We start from the raw sequence: 24,680 nt of genomic DNA, 5'->3' as shown, positions 1-24,680 counted from the left end.
GCCCGTGCGCGGTCGCCGTGGCCCGGACGATCGACAGGCCGAGCCCGCAGCCGCGGTCCGACCGCACCCGATCGGTGCCGAGCCCGCGGAACGGCTCGAAGGCCGTGTCAACGTCGTAGGCGGGAACGACCGGCCCGGTGTTGGGCACGACGAGCGAGGGCCGGATCACCGGACGGTGGGGACGGACTGTGTCCCGCCGTCCGCGCGAGCCGCCTGGCCCCGACCGAGGCCCTCGCCGCTCCCTGAGAACCGGCGTATGCGAACATATGTTCGTGTCGGGTTTCAGGTCGGGTCGGGCCACGATCCTGCACGCCGACCTGGACTCCTTCTACGCGTCGGTCGAGCAGCGCGACGATCCCGGGCTGCGGGGGCGACCGGTGATCGTCGGTGGCGGGGTGGTGCTGGCGGCGAGCTACGAGGCCAAGGCCCACGGCGTGCGCACCGCGATGAGCGGCGGGCAGGCGCGGCGGCTGTGCCCCGGCGCGGTCGTCGTCCCGCCGCGCATGAGCGCCTACGCCGAGGCGAGCCGGGCGGTGTTCGCGGTGTTCCGTGCCACGACGCCGCTGGTGGAGGGCCTGTCGATCGACGAGGCGTTCCTGGACGTGGACGGTCTCGGCCGTCCCGCCGTGGACGTCGCCGTGCGGCTGCGCCGGGAGATCGCCGAGGAGGTCGGGCTGCCGATCACGGTCGGGGTGGCGCGCACCAAGTTCCTCGCGAAGGTGGCGAGCGCGGTGGCCAAGCCCGACGGTCTTCTGGTGGTGCCGCCGGACGGGGAACGGGAGTTCCTGCGCCCGCTGCCGGTGCGGCGGCTGTGGGGGGTCGGGCGGGTCACCGCGGACAAGCTCGCCCGCTTCGGTGTCACGACCGTCGGGGACGTGGCCGACATGCCGGAGGCGGCGCTGGTGTCAATGCTCGGCCCCGGTGCGGGCCGTCACCTGCGCGCCCTGGCGGCGGGCCGTGACCCGCGTTCCGTGCGGAGCGGGGCGCGGCGCCGGTCGATGGGCGCGCAGCGGGCCCTCGGCCGCCGCCCGCGCACGCCGGGGGAGTTGGACGTCCTGCTGATCGGGCTCGTCGACCGGCTCGGCGGGCGGCTGCGCCGAGCGCGGCGGGTGTGCCGGACGGTCACGCTCCGGCTGCGGTTCGCCGACTTCGCGCGCGCCACCCGCTCGCACACCCTGCCGCACGCGACCGCGGAGACCCCGGTGATCCTCGACGCCGCCCGGGGCCTGCTCGCGGCGGCCGCGCCGCTGGTCGAGAGCCGGGGCCTGACCCTGATCGGCGTCTCGCTCGGCCACCTCCGCGACGACCGGGCCGTCCAGCTCGCGCTGCCGCTGGACCGGACGTCGGCGGCGGCCCGGGAGCTGGACGGCGCGGTCGACGGCGTCCGCGACCGGTTCGGTGCGAACGCCATCACCCGCGCCGTGCTCCTCGGCCGTGACCAGGGTCCGTCGGTGCCGCTCCTGCCCGACGAGCAGGACGGCCCCGGCTAGAAAGGGCTAGGACGGCTTGACGATGCCCAGGCCGTCCGCGCCGACCTGGACGGCCGACTCGTCCAGCTCCGCCTCGGAGATCGGCTGGACCTGGCCGTCGAGGTCGAGGACGGGGCTGGCCTCCTTGTACCAGGACTCGATGACCGCGTTGCCCCAGAAGTCGCGGCGGCGGTCGTCATGGACGTTCCACCGGTACGTCTCGTGGTCGGGGTCGCCGGTGTAGTAGTCGGAGGTGTAGACCTCGACACGGTGCCCGTCCGGGTCACGGAGGTAGACGTAGAAGGCGTTGGAGACGCCGTGCCGTCCGGGCCCGCGCTCGATGTGGTGCTCCTTGCCCAGCGACCCGAAGATGTCGGCGGTCCGCAGCACCTGGTGGGACTCGTGCGTCGCCACCCCGAGGTGGTGCAGGCGCGGCCCGGCGCCGCCGGTGAAGGCGACGTCGTGGACGGTCTGCTTCCGGAACATCCACGCCGCGTACAGCTCGTGCTCGTCGCCCTCGATGGTCTCCGAGCAGCCGAACCCGAGCGACTTGTAGTACTCGTAGGCCGCCGGGATGTCGGGCGTGCAGACGTTGAAGTGGTCGAGCCGCGCGATCTGGGCGCCGCGGTGCAGGTCGTAGCGCTGGATGAGGCGCTCGCCGCGGGCGATGTCGTGGAAGAACTCCACGGTGAAGCCGAGCGGGTCCACGGTGCGCAGGGCGTCGCCCACGCCGTAGGTGCCCTCCCCGGCGGGGACGCGGCGGACGGGACGGCCGAGCTCGGTGAAGAACCGTTCGGCGTGGTCGACGTCCTCGGGGGTGCGGACCCGGTAGGCGAGATGGTCCAGGGCGGCGATCGGCCCGGTCCGTAGCACCAGCGAATGATGGGTCAGTTCGTCGGTACCGCGCAGGTACAGGGCGTCCGGCGTCTCGTGCTGGACGTGCAGACCGAGCATGTCGACCCAGAACCAGCGGGCCGCGCCCAGGTCCGTGACGACCAGCTGCGCGTACGCGGAGCGGATGACGTCGGGGGCTGTGCTCATTCCTTCTCCTGTGCGCCGAAGCGGGGCGTGTGCACCTCGCCGAGCATGACGTGAACGATCTTGGACTCGGTGAAGAAGTCGATGCTGTGCGCACCGCCCTCCCGGCCGACGCCCGAGTCCTTCATGCCACCGAAGGGGGTGCGCAGGTCACGGACGTTGTGGGAGTTGATCCAGACCATACCCGAGGCGACGGCGTGCGCGATCCGGTGACCGCGGCGCAGGTCGTTGGTCCACACATAGCCGGCGAGGCCGTAGCGGGTGGCGTTGGCCAGCTCGATCGCCTCGGCCTCGTCGTCGAACGGCGACACCGCCACCACCGGGCCGAAGATCTCCTCCTGGAAGATCCGGGCGTCGCGGGAGACGTCGGTGAACACGGTCGGCTGCAGGTAGTTGCCCTCGGGCAGGTGCGCGGGACGGACGCCGCCCGCGACGAGCTTGGCCTCCCGCTGTCCGATCTCCACGTACTCCAGGACGCGCGCGTAGTGCTCGGGGTGCACGAGCGCGCCGACCTCGGTGGCGGGGTCGGACGGCGGCCCGACCTTGACCCGCTCGGCGCGTTCGGCGAGACGCCGGGTGAACTCCTCGTAGACGGGCCGCTCCACGAGGACGCGGGAACCGGCCGTGCAGCGCTCGCCGTTCAGCGAGAACACGCCGAACAGGACCGAGTCGAGGGCCGCGTCGAGGTCGGCGTCGGCGAACACCACGACGGGCGACTTGCCGCCGAGTTCCATCGACAGCGTCTTCAGACCCTCGGCGGAGCACCGCATGATGTGGCGTCCGGTGTCGGTGGAGCCGGTGAACGACAGCAGCGGGACGTCCGGGTGGTCGACCAGGGCCTGGCCCGCCTCCTCGCCGATGCCGTGCACGATGTTGACGACCCCGGCGGGCACCCCGGCCTCGGCGAAGATCTCCGGCCACAGGTTGGCCGACAGCGGCGTCCACTCGGCGGGCTTGAGCACCAGCGTGCAGCCGGACGCGATCGCGGGGGCGAGCTTCCAGCTCTCCAGCATGAACGGGGTGTTCCACGGGGTGATCAGCCCGGCGACCCCGGCGGGCGTCCGCACCACGTAGTTGAGCTGCTGCTCACCGACGCGGAAGGACTCCTCGCCGAGCGCGACGATCACGTCGGCGAAGTAGCGGAAGTTCTCGGCGGCGCGGCGGGCCTGACCGCGCGCCTGGGTGATCGGCAGCCCGGAGTCGAACGACTCGAACGCCGAGAGCCGGTCCTCGCGGGCCTCGACGGCGTCGGCGACGCGGTTGAGGATGTTGGCGCGCTCACGGTTGCCGAGGCCCGCCCAGGCGGGGAACGCCGCGCGGGCCGCGGCCACGGCGCGGTCGATGTCGGCGGGGCCGCCCGCGGCGGCGGTGGTGTAGGGAGTGTTGGAGACGGGGTCGACGACGTCGAAGACGGAGCCGTCGGCGCTGTCGGTGAACTCGCCGCCGATCCAGTGCCGGATGCGCTCCGGCAGACCGTCAGGGCGGGCGGGGCTGGAGGGGAGGGGCATCGTGATCTCTTCCGGTTCGTTGGGGGACGGCGCTGGGCGGGATCGGGCTCAGATCCCCGCGGTGAGGTCGCCGCCCTGGTCGAGCAGCGCGCGGATGCGCTTCTGGCCTTCGGCGGTCGGCGTGGTCAGCGGCGGCCGGACGTACCCGGACGGGATCCGGCCCTGCTGCTCCAGCACCCACTTGGCGGGTGCCGGGTTGGTCTCGACGAACAGCAGGTCGACGAGGGGGTGCAGGCGGTAGTGCAGCTCGCGGGCGGCGTCGTGGTCGCCGGCCGTCCACAGCTCGTACATCCGGGCGACGGCGTTCGGAGCGAGGTTGGCGACGGCGCTGATGAAGCCGGTGCCGCCGAGCGCGAGCAGGGGCAGGCACAGCAGCTCGATCCCGGACCACACGAGCAGCTCGGGGCCGCAGGCGTGCAGGACGCGGGAGAAGTGCTCGAAGTCCTTGGTGGTCTCCTTGATCCCGACGACGTTGTCGAAGTCGGTGAACAGCCGCCGGACCGTCTCGGGCGCGATGTCGACGCAGGTGCGGGACGGCACGTTGTAGATCACGAGCGGAAGGTCGGGGAACTCGCGGGCGATGGTCGCGTACCAGGTGTAGAGGGCTTCCTGGGTGGGCCGCGCGTAGTACGGGGTGATGACCAGGGCGGCGTCGGCGCCGGCGTCCCGGGCGGCCGCGGTGATCTCCAGGGTCTCGTCCAGCTTCGTGGAGCCGGTGCCGGGCAGGAACGGGACGCGGTCGGCGACCTCGTCCGCGGCGGTCCGGATGGCGGCGATGCGCTCGGCGGTGGTCTGGCTGCTCGGCTCGCCGGTGGAACCGCCGAACGAGATCCCGTGCGAGCCGGACTCCAGCTGCCAGCGGATCAGGCCGCGCAGCGCGTCATGGTCGACGGCGCCCTCGGCGGTGAACGGCGTGACGACGGGCGCGATGGATCCGCGGATCGTGGCCGGGTCGGTACGGAACTTCAACGTCTGCTCCTCAGTGGTGGTTCTCGCGGCGCCAGGTCTCGTAGGCGTCCCGCCAGCGGGGGCCGAGCGGGTACAGGCCGTCGACGGACTCCCCGGCGGCGACGTGCTCGGTGATGAATCGCTCCTGCGTCTCCTGCTCGACGGAGTCGGCGACCAGGCTCTCGGCGATGTCGGGCGGAATGACGACGACGCCGTCGGCGTCGCCGACCAGGATGTCTCCGGGTTGGACGAGGGCGCCGCCGCAGGCGATCGGCAGCCCGGTGTCCCAGGGCACATGGCGGCGGCCGAGCACGGCCGGGTGGGCGCCCGCGTGGAAGACGGGCAGGTCCATGCCGCCGACGGTGGCGCTGTCGCGGAGCCCGCCGTCGGTGACGACGCCCGCGGCGCCGCGTTTCTGGGCGCGCAGGGCGAGGATGTCGCCGAGCGTTCCGGCGCTGGTGTCGCGGCGGGCGTCCATCACCAGCACCTGTCCGGGACGCAGCTCCTCGATCGCGCGCTTCTGCGCGTTCATGCCGCCGCCGTACCGTTCGAACAGGTCCTCGCGGAGCGGCAGGTAGCGCAGCGTGTGCGCGGTGCCGACCATCTTCACGTCGTCGCCCCCGGCCGGGTGCACGCCGTCGATGGACATGTGCTGGAGGCCGCGCTTGCGCATCTGGGAGCTGAGCGTGGCGGTCGACAGCCCGCGCAGCGCCGCCGCGAGTGCCTCGTCGAGAGTGGGCTTCGTCACATGTCGCGAGCCCCAGGCGTCCGCGCGCGCCGCGTCGTCGACACGGGGCATCGCGCCCCAGTCGTCGAGCGGACCGCCCTCCACGATCGTGTTGGACAGCCTTCCGGTGGTCTGCGATCCGGCGGTCACCTCGACCTCGACGGTGTCGCCGGGACGGGCCACCGACGCGCCGGCGGGGGTCCCGGTGAGGATGACGTCACCGGCCTCGAGGGTGACCATCCGGGACAGGTCGGCGACCAGCGTCGCGAAGGGGAACAGCAGGGTGTCGCTCGTGTCGTCCTGGACGACCTCGCCGTTCACCCAGGTGCGGATCCGCAGCCCGCGGGGGTCGATCCCGCGGGCGTCCAGCAGCCGCGGGCCGACGGGGGTGTACCCGTCGGCACCCTTGGACCGCAGGTTGGAGCCGCGGTCGGCCCACTTCATGTCGTGGACGCCCGCGTCGTTGGCGGCCGTCACCCAGCCGACGTGCTCCCATGCCTCCTCGGGGGAGACCCGGTGCGCGCGGCGCCCGATGACCAGGGCGATCTCGCCCTCGAAGGTCATCAGCTCACAGCCGGCCGGGCGGGTCAGGGGGTCGCCGGTCCCGGCGAGCGAGGACGACGGCTTGAGGAAGTAGGAGGGGTGACCGGGAATCCGTCCGCGCTCCTTGGCGCGGGACGGGAAGTTCAGATGCACTGCGATGATCTTCGAGGGCCGGTCGCCCAGGGGGTGCGGCACTGCGGAGCTCCTGACGGTACGGAAGAGGTTCCGGAGAAATCGTATATGAAGTCATGCACGATGACGAGGGCGCCTCTTTGATCGTTCCAACTCGACCGAACACGTCCGAGCGGGACCCGAAGTTCCCGTGCAGTATGATCGCAAATCGTATGCGAAATCCTCTAGGAGGTGTTTGACGGATGCGCGACCTCGCCGTTCGCACGTTCACGTCCGCCAGTCCGGTGGACGCGCCGCCCGTGCTGCTCGTACACGGCTTCTGCTCGGACGGGACGACCGACTGGGTCGACACCGGCATCGCCGAGGCCCTCACCGCGGCGGGCCGGACCGTCGTGGTCCCGGACCTGCCCGGCCACGGCCGCAGCCCGGCGCCCGCCACGGCGGCGGAGGTCACCGCACCGGCCATCGCCGCCGATCTCGTCGCGGCCCTGGACCGGGCCGGGATCACCTCGTTCGACGCCGCGGGCTACTCCCTCGGGTCCAGGATCATATGGGAGCTTCCCGCGGCTGCGCCCGGCCGGGTGGAACGCACCGTACTCGGTGGGCTGAGCCCCGTCGAGCCCTTCTCCGCCGTCGACATCGACGCCCTGCACGCCGCCGTCCGGGACGGCGCCGAGCCCGCCGACCCCTTCACCGGCATGATCGCCGGCATGATCAAGAACTTCGGCGACCGCGCCCCCGCACTCGCCCTGTGCGTCGAGGGACTGCGCTCGACGCCCTTCTCGGGCGGTGCTTGGAAGGCCGAGACCCTTCCGGTCTTCGTCGTGGGCGACAATGATGAGCTGACACGAGGAATCAACGGCCTCGCCGAGGAGATCGGCAAGGCCGAACTGGTCACCGTGCCCGGCGCTCATCACGAGGTGCTGGGCGGGGCGCCGTTCCGCGACGCCGTCGTGCACGCGTTGTCACGGTGACCAGGCCGGCGAACACGACCCGGGGGTGCGGGGCGACGATGAGGAGAACCGGGTGAGTCCCGCGAAGAAGCAGGAACAGCCCAAGGAGAGCAAGGCAGAGTTCTGCTACGACCTGCTGCGCTCGCGCATCCTTGACGGCACCTACGTGCCCGGCTACCGGCTGGTCATCAACCAGCTCGCGCAGGAGACGGGGGTCAGCACCATCCCCCTGCGCGAGGCGTTGCGCCGCCTGCAGTCCGACGGTCTCGTCGAGGTGGTGCGCAACGTCGGCGCCCGCGTCGCGGTGTTCGAGGCCGAGCAGGTGGAGCACACGCTGCAGATCCTCGCCAGACTTGAGGGCTACGCCACCGCCATCTCCGCGCCGCTCATGACGGCCACGGAGCTGGAGCGCTCCCGCAAGATCAACGACCGTATGGTGGAGGCGCTGGAGGAGTTCGATCCGACCGCGTTCACCGCGCTGAACCGCGAGTTCCACTTCTCGATCTACGAGCACTGCCCGGACGCGCACCTGCGGGCACTGCTGGAGGCGGAGTGGACGCGCCTGGACCACATGCGCCGCTCCACCTTCACCTACGTTCCCGGCCGCGCCCGCCGCTCGGTGGTCGAGCACGAGGGAATCCTCGAACTCATCGCCCAGGGCGCCGACCCCGCCGAGATCGAACGCGTGGCCTGCGCCCACAAGAACGCCACCGCCCACGCCCTCCACAGCGCCGTCCCCCACAAATAACCGACCAGAACCCCGAACGCGCCGCCCCGACAGGGACGGCGCGTTCGTCTGTCTCTCTTGCTCAACCGCTCAGAACCCCAGATCCCGAGGCCACGACCCCGGACCCCGAGGTGGTACTCCCAACCCCGATCCCGAGGTGGTAACCCGAGGCCGGGTCACGGTTCGCGCGGTGTCCGGCGCTGGGGCGCCGGACACCGCGCGAACCGTCGACGCAGGCGAAAGCAGCGATGCCACGCACACCCGCACGGGCACGACAACCGCACGGGCGGCGTGAGGATCGCCCGCGTCGCGACGCGACGGGGTCCCAGGGGGGTCGCCCCCCTGGCAGATCACGTCAGCAGTTGTCCGCCGTCCACCTGGATGATGGCGCCGGTGATGTGGTTCGCCTGGTCGGAGGCGAGAAACAGCACCAGCGGGGCGATGTCGTCCGTGGTGGCGATCTTGCTCAGCGGGATCCGGGACTCCCAGGCCGCGCGGGCCTCGGGGACGTCCATGAGCCCGGCCGTCATCGGGGTGTGGACGGGGCCGGGCGCGACGCCGTTGACCCGGATGCCGTTGCCCGCGAGTTCGAGCGCGGCGGTGCGGGTGAGGGCGTCCACGGCCGCCTTGGTGGCCTCGTAGTGGCCGAGACCGGCGGTGGGCTGGCGGGCTCCGATGGAGCTGATGTTGACGATGCGGCCCTTGGTGCCGCGCTCGATCATCTGGGTGGCGACCGCCTGGGTGACGGTGAAGGTGCCGCGCAGGTTGACGGCGACGACCGTGTCGAAGATCTCCATCGGCAGGGACGCCAGGGGACCGCCGCCGGCGACGAGACCCGCGTTGTTGACGAGGATCTCGATGGGGCCGACGGTCTCGGCGACGTGGGCGACTCCGGTGGTGACCGAGTCCACGTCGGTGATGTCCATGGTGACGGAGTCGGCGTCGATCTCCTTGGCGACCCTGGCGGCGCTCTCGGCGTCGCGGTCGGCGATGACGACACGGTCGCCCGCGGCCGCGAACGCGGCGGCGATGGCGCGGCCGATGCCGCTGGCGCCACCGGTGACGAGGACGACCCTGCCGTCGTTCACCCGGCCGCTCACCGGGCTTCCGCGATGATGATGCGCGGGCTGCCGGGGAGGGCGCGGGTCTCGACCGGCTCCCAGCCGGCGGCGGTCAGCCAGCCGCGGACCTCGGCCTCGGGGTAGACGACGGTGCCGTCGATGACGAGGTACTCACCGGCGTGGAGGGCGTCGATGAGGCGCTGCTCCGGGTCCTCGTCGAGGAAGAAGTCGAGCAGGACGAGCTTGGCGCCGGGCGCGGCGGCCTGGCGGGCCCGCTCGATGAGGGTCTTGTTCTGCTCGGCGTCGAAGCGGTGCACGACGTGTTCCATCAGGATGCAGTCGAACCCGTCCGGCAGGTCGCCGGTCAGCGGGTCGGCTTCGACGACGGCGGTGCGGTCGCCGAGGCCGGCCTCGTCGAAGGCGGAGGTGGCGAAACCGGTGAAGTCGGCGGGGCCGAGGAAGGTACCGTGCGCCTTGTCGGCGGCCTTCAGCGCCTCGATGAGGAACGAGCCGGACAGGCCGCCGAAGTCGAGGATGCGCGAGTAGGGGGTGAAGTCGAAGTTCCCCGCGAGCATCCGCGCGTGCAGCGCGTTGTAGGTCATGACACCGGTCATGAACGTCTGCATCCGCTCGCCGGCCATGTCGAGCTGCTGGGGCTTGTCGCTGCGCGTGGTGGCGGCGAACCCGAGCCAGTGCGGGTAGCTGATGGCGTCGAGGAAGGCCAGGAAGGGCCGCAGGTCGATGCCGCCGGTGTCCCCGGCGAGGTACGCGGCGGTGGCCGGGGTGTTGGCGTAGCGGCCGTCCTCGCGGGTCAGCAGGCCGAGGGCGGCCATGGTGTCGGCGAGGATGCGGGCGGTGCGCTCGGGCAGCCCGGCCCGTCCGGCGATCTCGGTCGCCGTGGCGGGTCCGTCCGCGAGCGCGGCGAACACGCCGGTTTCACTCGCCGCGAACAGCTGCTTGGCGGCCATGTAGCCGGTGGCGACGCCGAGGATGCTGGAGGGGTCGGCGCCCGGGGAGGGATGCGACATGAAAATGTCTCCTTCGCGGTAAGAATATGCAGGATGCTATACGATCTATGCTGAGACGGCCAGGGGTCCTCCCGGGGCCGACCACCCCTCTCATCGGAGGTCACGATGGAGTTCGCAGAGCGTGTACCCCGGCGCCGGCTCGGTGTGCGCGGTCCCGAGGTCCCGCTTCTGTCCCTCGGTTCCTGGAACACGTGGGACCGGATGGACCGTGACGACGCGGCGGAGCTCGTCCGGCTGGCGGTCGATCGCGGCGTCGACATGTTCGATGTGGCGCACTACAACTTCGGCCCCCATGCCGAGAACGCCGTTACCGATGTGTTGTTCGGACAGGCCGTCCGTGATGCCGGAATCGCTCGCGAAGATTACCTCCTGTGCGGGAAGCTCTGGTTGTGGGAGTACCCGGCGTCCTCGTTCGCCGAGCAGATGAAGGTGTCGCTCGGACGGATCGGCACGGACCACGCGGACATGGTCGTGGTCGGCGACTTCATGGAACGTCCCGATCTGAAGGCCGTGGTGCGGGACGTGGCGGAACTCGTCCGGGCCGGGCGCTTCAAGGCGTGGGGCGTGAACAACTGGTCGGCGGGCGATGTGCTGTTCGCCTGCCGGTTCGCGACCGCCGAGGGGCTGGTTCCGCCCACGTTCGCCCAGTTGAAGTACAACCTCGCCCGGCGGTCGGTCCCCGAGGGCGACCTGTACGGCAGGCTGTTCACCGAGGAGGGGCTGGCGCTGCAGGCGTCGGACGTCCTGGAGGGCGGCATCCTCGCCGGCAAGCTCGACCCGCAGCGGAAGATCGGCGCCGACCCCGGGGGCATCCGTGACCGGATCCGCGCCGCGCTCCCCGAGATCCGGCGGATCGCCGAAGAGTTCGGCGTCACGCCCGCGCAGCTCGCGATCGCCTTCACCCTCGCCCATCCGGCGGTGTCGAACGTCCTGGTCGGCGTCAGCAGGATCGGCCAGTTCGAGGACAACCTGGCCGCGCTCGGACTGTGCGCCCGCCGCGGCGACGAACTGCGCGAGGCCGTGGCCGGGCTGTGGCTGGACGAGGGCGTCGTGGACCCGGCGGCCTCCTGGGGGACCGACGCCCCCACGGCTCCCAAAGACGCCGCGTCCTGCGGATGACGCACCGCCGAGCCGCCGAGCCCGCCTTGCCGGGCCCGGCGGCTCCGGCGCATTTCAGAGTTCGTACACGACCTCGCCGTCCAGAACGGTCATCCGGACCGGCACCGACGGCAGGGCCTCCGGCTCCACGTCGTCCAGGTCGCCGTCCAGCACGCACAGGTCGGCGACCTTGCCCGGCTCGACGGAGCCCTTCTCCTTCTCGGCGCCGTCCTGCCACGCGGGGGTGATCGTGTACGCGCGCAGAGCCTCGGTGACCGCGAGCCGCTGCGCCGCCCCGCGGACCGAGCCGTCGAGGCCGCGCCGGGTCACCGCGGCCGCCACCCCGGCCCGCCAGTCCGGGGTCAGCACCGGGGCGTCCGAGCTCAGGCACAGCGGCACGCCCGCGTCGAGGGCGTCGCGGGTCGGCCACGCGTCCCGCAGGACGTCCTCGCCGAGGGCGTCCACCAGCATCGGCTCGGTCGCGACCGGGATCCCGGCCTGGGTGTTCAGCCCGATCCGGGCGGCGGCCAGGGCGGTCAGCGTCCGCGGAGAGAGGAGGTCGCCGTGGATGACGTAGTGCCGTGCGTCCCGCTCGTCCCGGGCGAGCGCCGCCGCGAACGCGTCCGCCACGACCCGGGTCGTGGCGTCGCCGGTCGCGTGCACGCCGATCTGGTGCCCGGCGTCGTGCGCCGCGTCGATCATCGTGCGCAGGGCCCGCTCGCGTTCGGCGTCGGTGTCGCCGTCGACCAGCAGCGCGCCATGGGACCCGTCGGTGTAGGGACGGTCCGTCCAGGCGTTCCGCATCGGCGGGATGCCGTCGGCGAAGATCTTCACGCCCGCGACCCGGAACCGGCCGGGGACGTCCGCGGGCGGAACGAAGTCGCGCAGCCCGGCCAGCAGGTCCTTCGCCGTGCTGTGTCCGTCCAGCTCCCCGAACAGCAGCAGGGCGGTGACCCGGGCCTTGAGCCGGCCCTCCGCGGCGAGTTCGGCGTAGTCCCACAGCGCGGCGGAGCCGAAGCAGCCGGTGGCGCCGTCGTCCTCGCCGGGCCCGAGACCGGGCTCGGTGTAGCTGGTGATCCCGAACGAGGCGAGCAGGTCCGCGGTGCGCAGCAGGGCCCGGCGGCGGTCCTCGGAGGTCTCCAGCCGAGTCGGCCCCGCGGGGGCGTCGTGCCCGTGACCGCCGGAACCGGCCAACTGATCCATGAGCAGGTTTGGCCACATCGAGCCGAGCCACATACCGTGCAGGTGCGAGTCGTTGATGCCGGGCAGGACGGACCGACCGTCCAGCCGGACGACCCGCGTACCCGCTCCGACCAGGGGCTCGACCTCCTCGGCCGTGCCGACGCGGGCGATCCTGCCACCGCGTACGGCGACCGCCTCCGCGACATGATCGTTCGCGTCGACCGTGTGGACCCGTCCACCCGTCAGGACGAGGTCGGCGGGTACGGATTCATCCGGCATATCGTGCTCCAACTCTGGACACCATCGACAAGCTGCAATTAACGTACACGGAATCAGATACGATTTTGGAGTGTCCGACCTGCGGGTTCCGCCCGCGGTCACGGACACACCGGGCCTTCGGAGGTAAACGATGCCCCTGGATCCCGAGGCGCAGCGGATCATCGACCGCACCCCCGCCGAGGACCCGAACGCGTCGGGGCCGCTCGACGTCGTCGCGATACGCGAGGGCTTCAAGCAGATGTTCGTCATGCCCGACGACCTGCCGGAGGTCGGCTCCGTCGCCGACACCACCATCCCCGGCCCCGCCGGGGAGCTGCCCGTCCGCGTCTACACACCGGAGGGCGAGGGCCCGTTCCCCGCGTTCGTCTGGTTCCACGGCGGCGGCTGGACGGTCGGCGGCCTCGACGAGAACGAGTACTCGTGTCGCGCCGTCTGCGCCGCGGCCGACACGGTCGTCATCTCCGTCGACTACCGGCTCGCTCCCGAGAACCCCTTCCCGGCCGCGGCCGACGACGCCTACGCCGCCGTCTCCTGGGTCGCCGAGCACGGCGCGGAGATCGGCGCCGACCCCGCCCGGATCGCCGTCGGCGGTGAGAGCGCGGGCGGCAACCTCGCCGCCGTCACCGCGCTGAGGGCCCGCGACCTCGGCGGCCCGCAAATCGCGCTCCAGGTGCTGGTGTCGCCCGTCCTCGGCCACCCGGACGACGGGCGCCCCTCCTACAGCCTGTACTCGGAGGGCTACTTCCTCTCCAAGTCGAGCATGGACTGGTTCTTCACCACCTACCCGAAGAGCCCCGCCGACCTCGACGACCCCTACCTGCTGCCGCTGCGGTCCGACGACCTGTCGGGCGTCGCCCCGGCCCTGGTCCTCGGGGCGGAGTACGACGTGCTCCGCGACGAGGGCGAGGAGTACGCCGCGCGACTGAAGGAGGCGGGCGTGGAGACCGAGGTCGTCCGCTACGAGGGCATCATCCACGCGTTCTTCGGGCCGCTGGCCACCGAGCTGTCGGCCGGCCGGAAGGCCCAGGCCAAGGCGTCCGCCGCGCTCCGCGCCGCGTTCGGGACGGACGGTGAACGATGACCGCACCGGCCCTCGCGCTTGAGGGCGTCGCCGTGAACCGGGCCGAGGTCCCGGTCATCCACGATGTCTCCCTGGAGGCCGCCCCGGGCACCGTCACCGTCGTGCTCGGCGCGAACGGCGCCGGGAAGACGACGCTGATGGACGGCATCGCCGGCCTCGCGCCCGTCAAGTCCGGCACGATCCGGCTGGACGGCACCGCCATCGAGAAGCTCCAGCCCTACAAGCGGGCCCGCGCGGGCCTCGGCTACGTCGAACAGGCCCGCACCACGTTCCGGACGCTCACCGTCGAACAGAACCTCATCGTCTCCCAGTCGGCCGACGGTGACATCGCGACGGTCTACAAGCTCTTCCCCGAGTTGGAGAAGCGGCGCACCCTCCAGGCCGGGTACCTGTCGGGCGGCGAGCAGCAGATGCTCGTGCTCGGGCGGGCGCTGGTCTCGGCGCCGAAGGTCGTCCTGATCGACGAGATGTCCCTCGGACTCGCCCCGCTGGTGGTGCGCCGGCTGATGTCGACCGTCGGGGAACTGGCGGGCATGGGCATCGCGGTGCTGCTGATCGAGCAGTTCGCGAACCTGGCCCTCGATGTCGGAACCCACGCCTACGTCCTGCGCAAGGGCGGCGTGGTCTTCTCCGGCCCGTGCGAGGAGCTGCGAGGCGACGATGAGCGCCTGCACCGGCTCTACTTCGGCGGGCCGCCCCTCAGCGCCGCCGGAACGGACGCTGCAGATGAGAGCGAGCTCGAATGAACCTGGTTGACAAGCGGGGTCTCGGCACCGGGGTCGGTGCCGCGATACTCGCGTGCGCGGTGCTTCCGGCGGTGCTGCCGCCGTACTGGATCTATCTGGCGATCAGCGCCGCGATCAGCGCGGTGATCATGCTGAGCTTCGGCGTGATCGTCGGCCGGGCCGGCGTCATGTCGCTGTGCCAGATGTCGTTCGCGGCGATCGGCGCGTGGGTCGTGCTGCGGCTGAACGTCGCGGAGGCGCCCGGCGGCTTCTTCCTGTGGCTGCTGCTCGGCGGCCTCGCCGCCGTGCCCGTGGGCGTCGCGATCGGGCTGCCCGCGCTGCGGATCCGCGGCGTCAACCTGGCCGTGGTGACGTTCGGGTTCGCGGTGTCCACCGACATCGTGCTGAACGTGAACCCGTTCCCCGGCGCCAAGGACCTGGTCATGCTGGACCGGCCGGCGCCGTTCGATACCGACGGCGGCTACTTCGTCTTCTCGGTGATCGTGTTCACCGTGCTGGCCATCGGGCTCGGCATCATCGGCAAGACCCGGCTCGGGCTGTCGTGGTACGAGCTGCGGCACTCCGAGCGGTCCGCCGCCGCGCACGGCATCTCGGTGGCGCGCAGCAAGCTCGCCGCCTTCGCGATCAGCGCGTTCGTCGCCGGGATCGGCGGCGGGCTGCTGGTCGGGCAGCTCAGCCTGGTGGTCCCGCAGAACTTCGCGATGGGCCAGTCCCTGGCGCTGTTCGCCGTCGCCGTCATGATCGGCCCGCACCACCCCGAGGGCGCGGTGATCGGCGGCGTGTTCGGCGCGCTGATGGGGACGCTGATGGAGAAGATCTCCCTGCCGCAGGACTTCGGCGGCGTGCTGTTCGGCGTCGGCGCCCTGCTCGCGCTGCGCAGCGGGCTGAGCCAGACCGACATGACCCGCCTGCGCAAGCGGGAGGTCGACGCCCGCAAGCTGCTGAAGGCCGCCGAGGACGCCAAGGACACCGAGAACGCCAAGGCCGCGGAGGGCGACAGCGCCGCCGCGCAGGCGCAGGTGGAGGCGGCCGCCGCCGCGCTCGCCGAGGCGCCCGCGCGGCGACCCGTCGGGGACGCCAGGCCGCTGCTGACCGTGCAGGGCCTGACCGTCAAGTTCGGGGAGGTCGTCGCGCTCAACGGCGTCGACGTGACCGTCCCCGAGGGCGGTGTCGTCGGGCTCATCGGCCCGAACGGCGCGGGCAAGTCCACGTTCATCGCGGCGGTCAGCGGTTTCGTCCGCTACGAGGGCGCGGTGGCGCTGGACGGACGGCAACTGGACCGCCTCTCCCCGAACAAGCGGGCCACCCTCGGGCTGCGCCGTACCTTCCAGACGACGGCCATCGCGCCGGAGCTGAGCCAGTACGAGTACCTGACGATCGGCGCGGGGCGGCGGCTGTCGCGTGCCGAGGCGGACGAGCTGCTGGAGTTCTTCGGCTGCCCGCCCGGGCAGGTGCCGGTGTCCATCGTGGACGCCGGGACCCGCCGGCTGCTCGACGTCGCGGCCGCGATCGCGGCACGGCCGAAGGTGGCGCTGCTGGACGAGCCCGCCGCCGGGCAGTCCGCGGCCGAGTCGCTCACGCTCGGCGCCAGGCTCGCGGAGGTCCCCGAGCGCTTCGGAGTCTCGATCCTGCTGGTCGAACACGACATGGAGCTCGTTCAGGCGGTCTGTGAGCAGGTCACCGTCCTGGACTTCGGCAATGTCATCGCCAGCGGCCCCACCGGCGAGGTTCTGGAGGACCCCGCCGTCCGGGCCGCCTATCTCGGCGCCGCGGACGTCCCGGCGACCTGACGGAATCTGGAGCGGATTCCGTCGTCCAACCCATCCCTTCCCCGCGAAACAAGGTCCACTCGATGAAACGCACTTTCGTTCGCACCTCCGCGATCGCGGCAGCGGCCGCGCTCGCCCTCTCCGTCGCCTCCGGCTGCTCGGACTCCGGCGGGTCCGACGGCCCGATCAAGATCGGAGCCATCAACGGCATCACCGGGCTGTTCCAGACCCCCGAGGTGCCCAAGGCCGTCAAGGCCGTGTTCGACGAGGTCAACGCCGCGGGCGGCATCAACGGCCGCAAGCTCGAACTGGTCAGCAAGGACGACGCCATGGACCCGGCACGGTCCAGCCAGGCCGCCCGGCAGCTGATCAAGTCGGAGAACGTCGTCGCGCTGGCGGGTTCGTCCAGCGCCGTCGACTGCGGTGTCAACCGCGCGACCTACACCAAGGAGAAGATCGTCTCGGTTCCGGCCATCGGCGTGGACCCGGCCTGCTTCACCAGCCCGAACATCGCGCCGGTCAACCCCGGTCCGTACACGCTGACCACGGCGATGCTGTACTACGCGTCCGAGACGCTGAAGCACGACAAGGTCTGTATCGCCTACACCGTGCTGCCCGGCAGCGGCGGCGGCATCGAGAACGCCATCAAGGAGTGGGAGAAGCTCACCGGCAAGACCCTGGCGCACAAGAACCTCGCGGTCGGCCAGGGCGACCCGACCCGTTACCTGGTGGCGATCAAGAACGCCGGCTGCCAGGCCGTGGCCTACAACGCGACCGTCGGGCCGTGGTTCCAGCAGGCCAAGACGCAGGGCATGCAGAACGTCGACTTCATCCTCGCGGCGAACAGCTACACCGACGCCAACGCCAAGGTGATCCCGCCGGACATGAACGCCTACGCGGGCACCGAGTGGCAGCCCTACACCGACCCGACGCTGCCCGGCAACGACCGCTGGTCGAAGATCGTCACGGCGAACAACATCCAGAAGACCGCGTTCAGCCAGGGCGCCGTCATGTCTGCGGACGTCCTCGTCCAGGTCCTCAAGGGCATCAAGGGTGACATCACCCGCGAGTCCGTGACCAAGGCGTTCAAGGAGATGAAGCCGATCAACTACCCGATGGTCGGCACCCCCTACGTGTTCGGCCCGGGCAACGAGCACAACCCGATCAAGGGCAGCCAGTTCGTCAAGGCGGAGAACGGCGGCTGGAAGGTCCTTCCCGGCGGCTTCACCGTCCCCGCCCCCAAGAAGTAGCCGGTACGCAGCCGGACGCGCGGCGCGCCGCGCGTCCGGCCCCACCCGGAGGAATCCGATGCTCAACTCTGTGATCGCCGGGCTGACCAGCGGCGGCGGTTACGCCCTGCTCGGCCTGTGCGTCGTGCTGACCTACCGGCTCGTCGCCGTGGTCAACTTCGCGATGACGGCCGTCGGCGCCATGGGCGCCTTCGTGATGGTGACGCTCACCGACAAGGGACTGAACGTCTGGCTCGCCCTGCTGATCGGCGCCGCCTTCGCCGCGCTGCTGTCCGGTGTGTTCGGCGCGGCGCTCGTCCGCTGGTTCGCGGGGCACCGCGAGGGCACCAAGGCCGCCGTCACGGTGGCGCTGTACGTGGGGTTGACCGCGCTCGGGCTGCGGCTGTTCGGCGGCAACACCACCGGCGCCCGCCAGTTCCCGAACCCGTTCGACGACCCCGTGTTCACGGTCGGCGGCGTGGTCGTCCCCCAGTCGGTGCTGGTGTCGCTCGCGTTCGCGGTGCTCATCACCCTGGGCGTCGGCCTCATGCTGACCCGCACCCGTCTCGGCCTGAAGCTGCAGGCGCTGTCGGAGCGGCCGGGCACCGCCGAGGTCGTCGGCATCCCCGCGCCGCGGCTCGCCGTCGGCGTCTGGGCCGGGGTCGGCGCCATCACCATGCTGGTGATCGTGCTGGTCGCGCCCCGGCTGGGCAGCGACTTCGGCGCGCTGGCCGGGCTGATCAGCACCGCCCTGGCGGTGGCGATGGTCGGCGCGTTCCGCAACCTGCCGCTGACGCTCGCGGGCGGTCTCATCGTGGGCTGCCTGGAGGGCATGTCGTCCTCCCTGGACTCGATCCAGAAGTACCAGGGCGTCGTGCCCTTCCTGGTGATCCTCGTGCTCCTGTGGTGGCGCAGCCGCCGCGAGGTCTGGGACACCGCGCACAGCAGGTAACGAACAACGAGCCCTTCCGGGGGGCCTGGGGGCCGTCCCCCAGGAGAAGAAAGAGGAAAGATGGGTCATCCGACCACCACCAGGGCGGCCGTGCTCCGCGAGCACGGCGAGGACCTGAGCATCGAGGAGCTGCCGCTTCCCGCCGAGTGCGAACCCGGCGCGGCGGTCGTGCGGGTCGACTGCGCCACGCTGTGCGCGACGGACGTGCACCTGTGGTCCGGCGCCATGACGTTCCCGGAGATGCTGCCGATCGTCCTCGGCCACGAGATGATCGGCACCGTCTGCGCGGTCGGCCCCGGCACCCGTGACGCGCTCGGCCAGGACGTCAAGGTCGGCGACCGCATCGGCTGGTCGGAGTCGGTGTGCGGGAGCTGCTATGGGTGCACCATCCTGCGCAACCCCGTCGCGTGCTCGCAGCGCGGCTACGGCTTCCTGCAGCGCGCCGACCGGCCCCCGTACGCGACGGGCGGTCTCGCCGGGCACAACTACGTGACGCCGGGCGCGTTGAAGCTCGTCCTTCCGGACGACGTGAAGGACACGTGGGCGGCGTCTGCGGGCTGCGCGGTCAAGACCGTCCTGCACGCCTTCGAGCGGGCCGGGGGAGTGCGGCCCGGATCGACGGTCGTGGTGCAGGGCGCGGGCGCGCTCGGCATCGTCGCGACGGCCGTGGCCAGCGTGTCGGGCGCCGGCAAGGTCATCACGATCGGGGCGCCGGACGCGCGGCGCGAGCTCGCCCGCCGGTTCGGCGCGGACCTGACCATCGGGCTCGACGGTGACGCCGACTCCCGGGTCGCCGCGGTCATGGAGGCCACGCAGGGGCGCGGCGCCGAACTCGTCCTCGACCTCGCGGGCGCGCCGGGCGTCGGCGCCGAGGCCATCGGGATGGCCGCGTTCGGCGGCCGGTTCGTCATCGTCGGCAGCACCGGGTTCCAGACGGAGCCGCTCGCCCTCGGCGCGATCATGGGCAAGCAGCTGGACGTGCTCGGCTCGCTGAATGGCGACGTCGGCGACCTGTACCGCTCGATCGAGTTCCTGCGCCGGTTCCAGGACCGCTTCGCCTGGGACGACCTGTTCGGCTCCCCGGACGGCCTCGCCGGCGCGTCCGCCGCCCTCGCGTCGATGTCGCGGCTGGAGCAGGTCAAGGCCGTCATCAACCCCAACCGATAAGGACATCCTCCACCGTGGTTTCTGAGACCCCCGACCGGAAGGTCCCCCACCGCCGCCTCGGCACGGCGGGCCCGCAGACGTCCGTGCTGTCGCTCGGCTCCTGGCACACCTACGACCGGATGGACTTCGGCGACGCCGTGAAGATGCTGCGGCACGCCATCGACTCCGGCATCAACCTGTTCGACGTCGCCGTCTACGGCATTCCGGGCGTCACCCCGCCGGTGTTCACCGACGTGCTGTTCTCCGCGATGGTCCGGGCCGCCGGGGTCGCCCGCGACGAGTACCTGCTGTCCACCAAGCTGTGGCTGGAGGGCTACCCCGAGCAGTCGATGCGCGACCAGCTCACCAACGCGCTGTTCCGGGCCGGCGTCGACCACGCGGACGTCGCCGTCCTCGGCGACATCCGCAGCGACGACCTCGACCTCAAGCGGCTCGCCGAGGACCTCGCCGCGCTGGAGAAGGAGGGCCTGCTCGGCTGCTGGGGCGTCAACAACTGGTCGGCGACCGCCATCCGCACGATCCGCGAGCACGCTCTGGCGGCCGGTTCGCCGGGCCCGCAGCTCGCGCAGCTGAAGTACAGCCCGTGCCGGCGCTCCATCCCCGACGGGGAGCCGTGGGCGGCCGTCTTCGCCGAGGGCGTGTCCCTGCAGGCGTCGGACGTCCTGGAGGGCGGCATCCTGGCCGGCAAGTCCGGCGAGTCGCGGCAGATCGGCCGGGACCCCGGTGACATCCGCCCGCGCATCCAGGAGGCCGCGAAGGGACTCGCCACGCTCGCGGCGGACCTCGACGCGACGCCCGCGCAGCTGTGCATCGCGTTCACCCTCACCCACCCGTCCACCAGCACCGTCCTGTTCGGCTCCACGAGCCTGCAGCAGCTCAAGGACAACATCGCGGCGCTGGACGTCCTGGACCGCGTCGGTGCGGAGCGGCTGCGCGAGCTGATGGACCCGTTCTGGGTCGACCGCGACATCGTCGACCCCGAGGGCCCGTAGGCTCCGCGTCCCGCATACTCGCCGCCCCCTGGGCCCGCCCGTCGCGCGCCCAGGGGGCGTTCTCGTCGGGTCACCCGGGTTAGGTTAGCCTCATCTACGTGCAGTCCCCCGTGCGCAGGCGTCCGCCGCGAGTCCAGGTGAAGGGGGACGGACGGCGAGGCCGGGACCGCCGGGCGCGTCACCTATGGCCGGTGCTGCTCGTCGCCGCGCTCGGCGCGACCGTGGTGGCGAGCCTGGCGATCGGGGCCGGTGACGTGCCGTTCGCGCGGGTGCCGCCCGGGGTGTTCTCCCCGGACGAGACCTCGCGGCCGGATCTGATCGTCCACGAACTGCGGTTGCCGCGCACGCTCCTCGGCATCGCCGTCGGCATGGCGCTCGGGCTCGCCGGAGCGGTCATGCAGGCGCTCACCCGAAACCCGCTCGCCGAGCCCGGACTGCTCGGCGTGAACGGCGGCGCGGCACTCGCCGTGGTCATCGTGATCGCGGCGTTCCGGACCGACGACGCGCTCGTCTACGTGTGGGCGGCGTTCGCCGGCGCGGCGGGCGCGGCGGCGCTCGTCTACATGATCGGCGCGCGGGGGAGGGGCGGCGCGTCACCCGCGCGGCTGGTGCTCGCCGGGGCCGCGGTCAACGCCGTGTGCAGCGCCCTCACGGCCGGGCTGGTGCTGCTCAGCCCCTCCGGCTTCAACGGCTTCCGGTTCTGGCAGGTCGGCGGACTCGGCGGACGGGAGCTGTCGGTCTTCCTCCGCGTCCTGCCGTTCGTGCTGGTGGGAACGGTCCTGGCGCTGCTGCTGGCCCGTCCGCTGAACGCGCTCGGCCTGGGCGAGGAGGCGGGCCTGGCGCTCGGCTCGCGTCCCGGACGGACCCGGGCGCTCGGCGCGCTGGCGGTGGTGGTGCTGTGCGGGTCCGCGACGGCGGCGGCGGGGCCGATCGCGTTCCTCGGGCTGGCCGTCCCCTACATCGTCCGGGCGCTGGTCGGGCCGGACCAGCGACTCGTCCTGCCGTACTCGCTGCTGCTGGCGCCCGTTCTGCTTCTCGGCGCGGACATCATCGGCCGCGTCATCACACCGGGCGAACTGGAGACGGGCATCGTCACCGCGTTCCTCGGCGCGCCGCTGTTCGCGGTGATGGTCCGGCGGGGGAGGACGCGCGACACATGAGACCGATGCGCGGGAGGGTGGTCCGCGCGGGCGCGCTGTCGCTGCGCTGGGAGCCGCGCGCCGCGGCGGTGTGCGCGGCGCTGGCGCTGATCGCGACGGGCGCCGCCGTCCTCGTCGTCGGCTCGGGGGAGTTCCCGATCGCGCCGCCGGACGTGGTGCGCGCCCTCCTCGGGCGGGGCGACCGGGCCACCGAGTTCATCGTCACGACGCTGCGGCTGCCGCGCGCCGTCACCGGGCTGCTCGCCGGGCTGGCGTTCGGGCTCAGCGGCGCGATCTTCCAGAGCATCTCCCGCAACCCGCTCGGCAGCCCCGACCTGATCGGCTTCACCTCCGGCTCGGCCACCGGGGCGCTGCTGCAGATCCTCGTGTTCGGCGGCGGCGCGGTCGCCATCACGGTCAGCTCGGTCGCGGGCGCGGTGCTGACCGCGCTGGCGGTGTACCTGGTCGCCTACCGGCGCGGCGGCGGCGTCCACGGCGTCCGCCTGGTGCTGGTCGGCGTCGCCGCGGCGGCGATGCTCCAGGCGCTGAACTCCTACCTCATCACCCGCGCGGAACTGCGTGAGGCGTACGAGGCCGCGTTCTGGCTCACGGGCAGCCTGAACGGGCGGGACTGGGACCAGGCCGTCCCGCTCGGGATCGCGCTGGCCGTGCTCGTCCCGGCGGCGCTCGCCCTCGCCCGCCCGCTCGGCATGGGCGAACTCGGCGACGACACCGCGCGGGCGCTCGGCGTGCCCGTCCAGCGCACCCGGGCGGCGCTCACCCTCCTCGGGGTGGGGCTCGTCGCGGCGGCGACCGCGGCGACCGGGCCCGTCCCGTTCGTCGCGCTCGCCGCGCCGCAGCTCGCCCGGCGGCTGACGCGGCGGCCCGGCGGGCACCTGCTACCCGCCGCGCTGACCGGCGCGGCGCTGCTGGCGTGCGCCGATCTCGTCTCGCTCCACCTCCCGGTCGCGCTCCCGGTGGGCGTCGTCACCGGCGTCCTCGGCGGCGCGTACCTGGCCTGGCTGCTGGCGACCTCCGAACGGAAGGGGACACCGTGAGGGGTTCTCCTCCGCCGAACGAAAAGTTCAAGCCTTGCCTTAGTCGATCTGAGGAAGGGGGTACCGGTGACCCGTGTGGACGGCTTCACTCCCTGGCCGGACGGCTTCTACCGCACCGGTGACCTCGTCCGCAGGCTCCCCTCGGGCCATCTCATCGTGGAGGGCCGCGAGAAGGACCAGGTCAACCGTGGCGGCGACAAGATCTCCGCGGAGGAGCTGGAGAACCACCTCCTGGCGCACCCGTCAGGGCCATGCCCAGAAGCGTCGGGTTGATCCGGCCCGGCACGATCTCGACGACCGTCTCGCCCCGGGGACACCTGGTGCTCAGCGGAAGGCGGCTCGACGAGACCGGAAGCAGATCGAAATTCCCTTCGTGGTCACAGACCCGATCCGACATGGATTTCCCAGAGTAGAAAGCGGACGCGATGCCGTAAAGCACCGTGGCGCCCGCGATGAGCGCTCCGCTCGTCCAGGAGAGTGCCTGAATGGCGGTGGGGCGATTCCACGTCGAAACAAGTCGGTACAGAGCGAAGAGTAATTTCCCTGTCGCCACCAGAAAAATCACACCACAGGTCACACGTAGCAGCATCACCCCCCATATGTACTACGAACGTCACGCCGGACTACCGGACGGCCGAGGTCGGGAGGGAGATCGCCGGTCACGAGGCCGCGCGTGTCGTGGGTCCAGGGCCGGTGATCTGGTATAAGGCGGCTCCCCCAGCTCCCCGCAAAGCGCCCGGATCCCGGTATAACGATGCCCCGCGGTCGGCGGCAATTCGGACGTCCCATCCCATTGCTAAAATGCACGGCGATGCGATCATTTCGTGAAATGGAACCGCCGCGACACGGCGACCCACCCACCCCCGGGTGACCTCTTGCGCGGGCTTGTTATGATCAGTTCGTCGCAGTGTGAAAACGCGACTCGAAAAAACGGGGGAGATACAATGAAACGCATCGCTCGGGCGGCGGCGGTGACCGGCATGGTCATCGGCGCCAGCCTCCTGGCGGTTCCCGCCGCGTCTGCGGATGGCGGGAAGCCCACCGACATCAACATCAACGTCGGGCCGCAGTACATCATCGAGCAGGGCCCGGGGGACCTCAACTTCAGCCAGGTCGCAGGTTCGCCGCACGCCAACGTGAACCTGGGGAACAAGCCGGTCACGACCGGTCCCATCAAGCAGACCGTGAAGGGCAAGAACATCGGCCCGATCACCATCGAGGTCGAGGGTCCGGAGCAGGACCAGGGTGAGGAAGAGGGCGGCGGCAACGCCACCGCCGAGGCCGAGGCCAAGGGCGAGACCGCGGCCCAGCCCGAGGCGCAGACCGAGGCGAAGCCGGAGGCCGCGGCTCAGCAGCAGGCGCAGAACAAGCCTGAGGCCGCCGCTCAGCCGACCGCCCAGGAGCAGGCCGAGGCCGCCGCTCAGCCGGCGGCCGAGGAGGAGGCCGAGGCGACTCAGCCCGAGGCTTCGCAGGCCAAGCCCGAGGCTGCGGCTCAGCCGCCCGCTCAGCAGCAGCCCGAGGCGGCTCAGCCCGAGGCGGCGCAGGCCCAGCCCGAGGCCGCGGCCCACCCGGTCGCCCACGAGCAGGCCGCTCAGCCGGCGGCTCAGGAGAAGGCCGAGGCGGCTCAGCCCGAGGCGGCGCAGGCGCAGCCCGAGGCCGCGGTTCAGCAGCAGGCGCAGAACCAGCCCACGGCCCAGGAGAAGAGCCCGAGCCAGGGGGAGGCGCCGAACCAGGTCCAGAACCTGGAGCAGGTGCAGAACCACCCCCTGACCGCGGGACACGGCCAGGGCTGATCCCGGCTCCGCGAGGGGTTCGCGGCCGGCGGTGAGCGGGGATCGTCATCACGGACCCTCG

The 24,680-nt window shown here is 71.8% G+C and carries 22 protein-coding genes; 15 read left to right on the top strand and 7 right to left on the bottom strand.

The window, feature by feature from the left end; all coding sequences use genetic code 11:
- Nucleotides 1–272: 272 nt before the first annotated feature.
- Nucleotides 273–1,490: a DNA polymerase IV gene (gene dinB, locus BZB76_RS33795; RefSeq protein ID WP_246007381.1), complete on the top strand. Its 1,218-nt coding sequence runs from the start codon at nucleotides 273–275 to the stop codon at nucleotides 1,488–1,490.
- 6 nt (nucleotides 1,491–1,496) lie between these two features.
- Here dinB and hpaD read toward each other — a convergent pair whose 3' ends face one another.
- The 4 genes from hpaD to BZB76_RS33775 are packed head-to-tail and all read right to left on the bottom strand — an operon-like array spanning nucleotide 1,497 to nucleotide 6,428.
- Nucleotides 1,497–2,510 (bottom strand): 3,4-dihydroxyphenylacetate 2,3-dioxygenase, encoded by a 1,014-nt coding sequence (gene hpaD, locus BZB76_RS33790; protein ID WP_121438522.1) that lies wholly within the window; start codon nucleotides 2,508–2,510, stop codon nucleotides 1,497–1,499.
- The gene (gene hpaE / locus BZB76_RS33785; RefSeq protein ID WP_121438521.1) at nucleotides 2,507–4,015 is read right to left on the bottom strand and encodes a 5-carboxymethyl-2-hydroxymuconate semialdehyde dehydrogenase; all 1,509 of its coding nucleotides are present in this window, start codon (nucleotides 4,013–4,015) and stop codon (nucleotides 2,507–2,509) included. Before hpaE ends, hpaD begins: the two co-directional genes overlap by 4 nt.
- A gap of 48 nt (nucleotides 4,016–4,063) precedes the next feature.
- On the bottom strand, nucleotides 4,064–4,984 hold the full coding sequence (gene dapA, locus BZB76_RS33780) for a 4-hydroxy-tetrahydrodipicolinate synthase (protein ID WP_121438520.1): 921 nt from the start codon (nucleotides 4,982–4,984) through the stop codon (nucleotides 4,064–4,066).
- Nucleotides 4,985–4,994: 10 nt separating this feature from the next.
- A complete protein-coding gene (locus BZB76_RS33775; protein WP_121438519.1) occupies nucleotides 4,995–6,428 on the bottom strand; it encodes a fumarylacetoacetate hydrolase family protein in 1,434 nt (477 codons plus the stop codon).
- 179 nt (nucleotides 6,429–6,607) lie between these two features.
- Here BZB76_RS33775 and BZB76_RS33770 point away from each other — a divergent pair, with 179 nt between their 5' ends.
- Nucleotides 6,608–7,339 (top strand): alpha/beta fold hydrolase, encoded by a 732-nt coding sequence (locus tag BZB76_RS33770; protein ID WP_121438518.1) that lies wholly within the window; start codon nucleotides 6,608–6,610, stop codon nucleotides 7,337–7,339.
- A 52-nt stretch (nucleotides 7,340–7,391) separates the two neighbouring features.
- The gene (locus BZB76_RS33765; protein WP_121438550.1) at nucleotides 7,392–8,066 is read left to right on the top strand and encodes a GntR family transcriptional regulator; all 675 of its coding nucleotides are present in this window, start codon (nucleotides 7,392–7,394) and stop codon (nucleotides 8,064–8,066) included.
- A 329-nt stretch (nucleotides 8,067–8,395) separates the two neighbouring features.
- Here the strand turns inward: BZB76_RS33765 and BZB76_RS33760 are convergent, their stop codons facing one another.
- Both BZB76_RS33760 and BZB76_RS33755 read right to left on the bottom strand, forming a co-directional pair.
- A complete protein-coding gene (locus BZB76_RS33760) occupies nucleotides 8,396–9,145 on the bottom strand; it encodes an SDR family NAD(P)-dependent oxidoreductase (protein ID WP_246007380.1) in 750 nt (249 codons plus the stop codon).
- Nucleotides 9,142–10,134: a methyltransferase gene (locus BZB76_RS33755; RefSeq protein ID WP_121438517.1), complete on the bottom strand. Its 993-nt coding sequence runs from the start codon at nucleotides 10,132–10,134 to the stop codon at nucleotides 9,142–9,144. The genes BZB76_RS33760 and BZB76_RS33755 overlap by 4 nt, the downstream gene beginning before the upstream one ends.
- Before the next feature lie 105 nt (nucleotides 10,135–10,239).
- Here BZB76_RS33755 and BZB76_RS33750 point away from each other — a divergent pair, with 105 nt between their 5' ends.
- Complete coding sequence (locus BZB76_RS33750; protein WP_121438516.1) at nucleotides 10,240–11,253, top strand: aldo/keto reductase; 1,014 nt, start codon at nucleotides 10,240–10,242, stop codon at nucleotides 11,251–11,253.
- Between the two features lie 54 nt (nucleotides 11,254–11,307).
- Here BZB76_RS33750 and BZB76_RS33745 read toward each other — a convergent pair whose 3' ends face one another.
- Nucleotides 11,308–12,693 carry an amidohydrolase gene (locus BZB76_RS33745; RefSeq protein ID WP_121438515.1) on the bottom strand — a complete coding sequence of 462 codons (1,386 nt, stop codon included), beginning with the start codon at nucleotides 12,691–12,693 and terminating at the stop codon, nucleotides 11,308–11,310.
- Between the two features lie 130 nt (nucleotides 12,694–12,823).
- Here BZB76_RS33745 and BZB76_RS33740 point away from each other — a divergent pair, with 130 nt between their 5' ends.
- From BZB76_RS33740 to BZB76_RS33690, 11 genes are all read left to right on the top strand, one after another.
- Entirely contained in the window at nucleotides 12,824–13,774 is a 951-nt protein-coding gene (locus tag BZB76_RS33740) for an alpha/beta hydrolase (RefSeq protein ID WP_121438514.1), read from the top strand.
- Nucleotides 13,771–14,520 carry an ABC transporter ATP-binding protein gene (locus BZB76_RS33735; RefSeq protein WP_121438513.1) on the top strand — a complete coding sequence of 250 codons (750 nt, stop codon included), beginning with the start codon at nucleotides 13,771–13,773 and terminating at the stop codon, nucleotides 14,518–14,520. Before BZB76_RS33740 ends, BZB76_RS33735 begins: the two co-directional genes overlap by 4 nt.
- Nucleotides 14,517–16,310: a branched-chain amino acid ABC transporter ATP-binding protein/permease gene (locus BZB76_RS33730; protein ID WP_121438512.1), complete on the top strand. Its 1,794-nt coding sequence runs from the start codon at nucleotides 14,517–14,519 to the stop codon at nucleotides 16,308–16,310. The genes BZB76_RS33735 and BZB76_RS33730 overlap by 4 nt, the downstream gene beginning before the upstream one ends.
- Nucleotides 16,311–16,372: 62 nt before the next feature.
- Nucleotides 16,373–17,539 carry an ABC transporter substrate-binding protein gene (locus tag BZB76_RS33725; RefSeq protein ID WP_121438511.1) on the top strand — a complete coding sequence of 389 codons (1,167 nt, stop codon included), beginning with the start codon at nucleotides 16,373–16,375 and terminating at the stop codon, nucleotides 17,537–17,539.
- Between the two features lie 58 nt (nucleotides 17,540–17,597).
- Nucleotides 17,598–18,470: a branched-chain amino acid ABC transporter permease gene (locus BZB76_RS33720; RefSeq protein WP_121438510.1), complete on the top strand. Its 873-nt coding sequence runs from the start codon at nucleotides 17,598–17,600 to the stop codon at nucleotides 18,468–18,470.
- 60 nt (nucleotides 18,471–18,530) lie between these two features.
- Nucleotides 18,531–19,637: a zinc-binding dehydrogenase gene (locus BZB76_RS33715; protein ID WP_121438509.1), complete on the top strand. Its 1,107-nt coding sequence runs from the start codon at nucleotides 18,531–18,533 to the stop codon at nucleotides 19,635–19,637.
- A gap of 14 nt (nucleotides 19,638–19,651) precedes the next feature.
- On the top strand, nucleotides 19,652–20,629 hold the full coding sequence (locus tag BZB76_RS33710) for an aldo/keto reductase (RefSeq protein ID WP_246007379.1): 978 nt from the start codon (nucleotides 19,652–19,654) through the stop codon (nucleotides 20,627–20,629).
- A 98-nt stretch (nucleotides 20,630–20,727) separates the two neighbouring features.
- On the top strand, nucleotides 20,728–21,789 hold the full coding sequence (locus tag BZB76_RS33705) for a FecCD family ABC transporter permease (RefSeq protein WP_211343335.1): 1,062 nt from the start codon (nucleotides 20,728–20,730) through the stop codon (nucleotides 21,787–21,789).
- Entirely contained in the window at nucleotides 21,786–22,826 is a 1,041-nt protein-coding gene (locus BZB76_RS33700) for a FecCD family ABC transporter permease (RefSeq protein ID WP_170180891.1), read from the top strand. Before BZB76_RS33705 ends, BZB76_RS33700 begins: the two co-directional genes overlap by 4 nt.
- Nucleotides 22,827–22,892: 66 nt before the next feature.
- The gene (locus BZB76_RS33695; RefSeq protein ID WP_170180888.1) at nucleotides 22,893–23,099 is read left to right on the top strand and encodes a hypothetical protein; all 207 of its coding nucleotides are present in this window, start codon (nucleotides 22,893–22,895) and stop codon (nucleotides 23,097–23,099) included.
- Nucleotides 23,100–23,770: 671 nt separating this feature from the next.
- A complete protein-coding gene (locus BZB76_RS33690; RefSeq protein ID WP_121438506.1) occupies nucleotides 23,771–24,619 on the top strand; it encodes a hypothetical protein in 849 nt (282 codons plus the stop codon).
- Nucleotides 24,620–24,680 lie beyond the last annotated feature (61 nt).

This window comes from Actinomadura pelletieri DSM 43383, assembly GCF_003634705.1.
GTDB classification, from domain to species: domain Bacteria; phylum Actinomycetota; class Actinomycetes; order Streptosporangiales; family Streptosporangiaceae; genus Spirillospora; species Spirillospora pelletieri.
The sequence above is the reverse complement of the archived record's forward strand: the minus strand, read 5'-3'. Positions and strand labels throughout refer to the sequence as shown.

Coding starts and splice junctions, on each gene's coding strand:
- hpaD (WP_121438522.1), bottom strand. CDS start 2,510: ATGAGCACAGCCCCCGACGTCATCCGCTCCGCGTACGCGCAGCTGGTC.
- hpaE (WP_121438521.1), bottom strand. CDS start 4,015: ATGCCCCTCCCCTCCAGCCCCGCCCGCCCTGACGGTCTGCCGGAGCGC.
- BZB76_RS33770 (WP_121438518.1), top strand. CDS start 6,608: ATGCGCGACCTCGCCGTTCGCACGTTCACGTCCGCCAGTCCGGTGGAC.
- BZB76_RS33755 (WP_121438517.1), bottom strand. CDS start 10,134: ATGTCGCATCCCTCCCCGGGCGCCGACCCCTCCAGCATCCTCGGCGTC.
- BZB76_RS33750 (WP_121438516.1), top strand. CDS start 10,240: ATGGAGTTCGCAGAGCGTGTACCCCGGCGCCGGCTCGGTGTGCGCGGT.
- BZB76_RS33745 (WP_121438515.1), bottom strand. CDS start 12,693: ATGCCGGATGAATCCGTACCCGCCGACCTCGTCCTGACGGGTGGACGG.
- BZB76_RS33740 (WP_121438514.1), top strand. CDS start 12,824: ATGCCCCTGGATCCCGAGGCGCAGCGGATCATCGACCGCACCCCCGCC.
- BZB76_RS33735 (WP_121438513.1), top strand. CDS start 13,771: ATGACCGCACCGGCCCTCGCGCTTGAGGGCGTCGCCGTGAACCGGGCC.
- BZB76_RS33730 (WP_121438512.1), top strand. CDS start 14,517: ATGAACCTGGTTGACAAGCGGGGTCTCGGCACCGGGGTCGGTGCCGCG.
- BZB76_RS33725 (WP_121438511.1), top strand. CDS start 16,373: ATGAAACGCACTTTCGTTCGCACCTCCGCGATCGCGGCAGCGGCCGCG.
- BZB76_RS33720 (WP_121438510.1), top strand. CDS start 17,598: ATGCTCAACTCTGTGATCGCCGGGCTGACCAGCGGCGGCGGTTACGCC.
- BZB76_RS33715 (WP_121438509.1), top strand. CDS start 18,531: ATGGGTCATCCGACCACCACCAGGGCGGCCGTGCTCCGCGAGCACGGC.
- BZB76_RS33700 (WP_170180891.1), top strand. CDS start 21,786: ATGAGACCGATGCGCGGGAGGGTGGTCCGCGCGGGCGCGCTGTCGCTG.
- BZB76_RS33690 (WP_121438506.1), top strand. CDS start 23,771: ATGAAACGCATCGCTCGGGCGGCGGCGGTGACCGGCATGGTCATCGGC.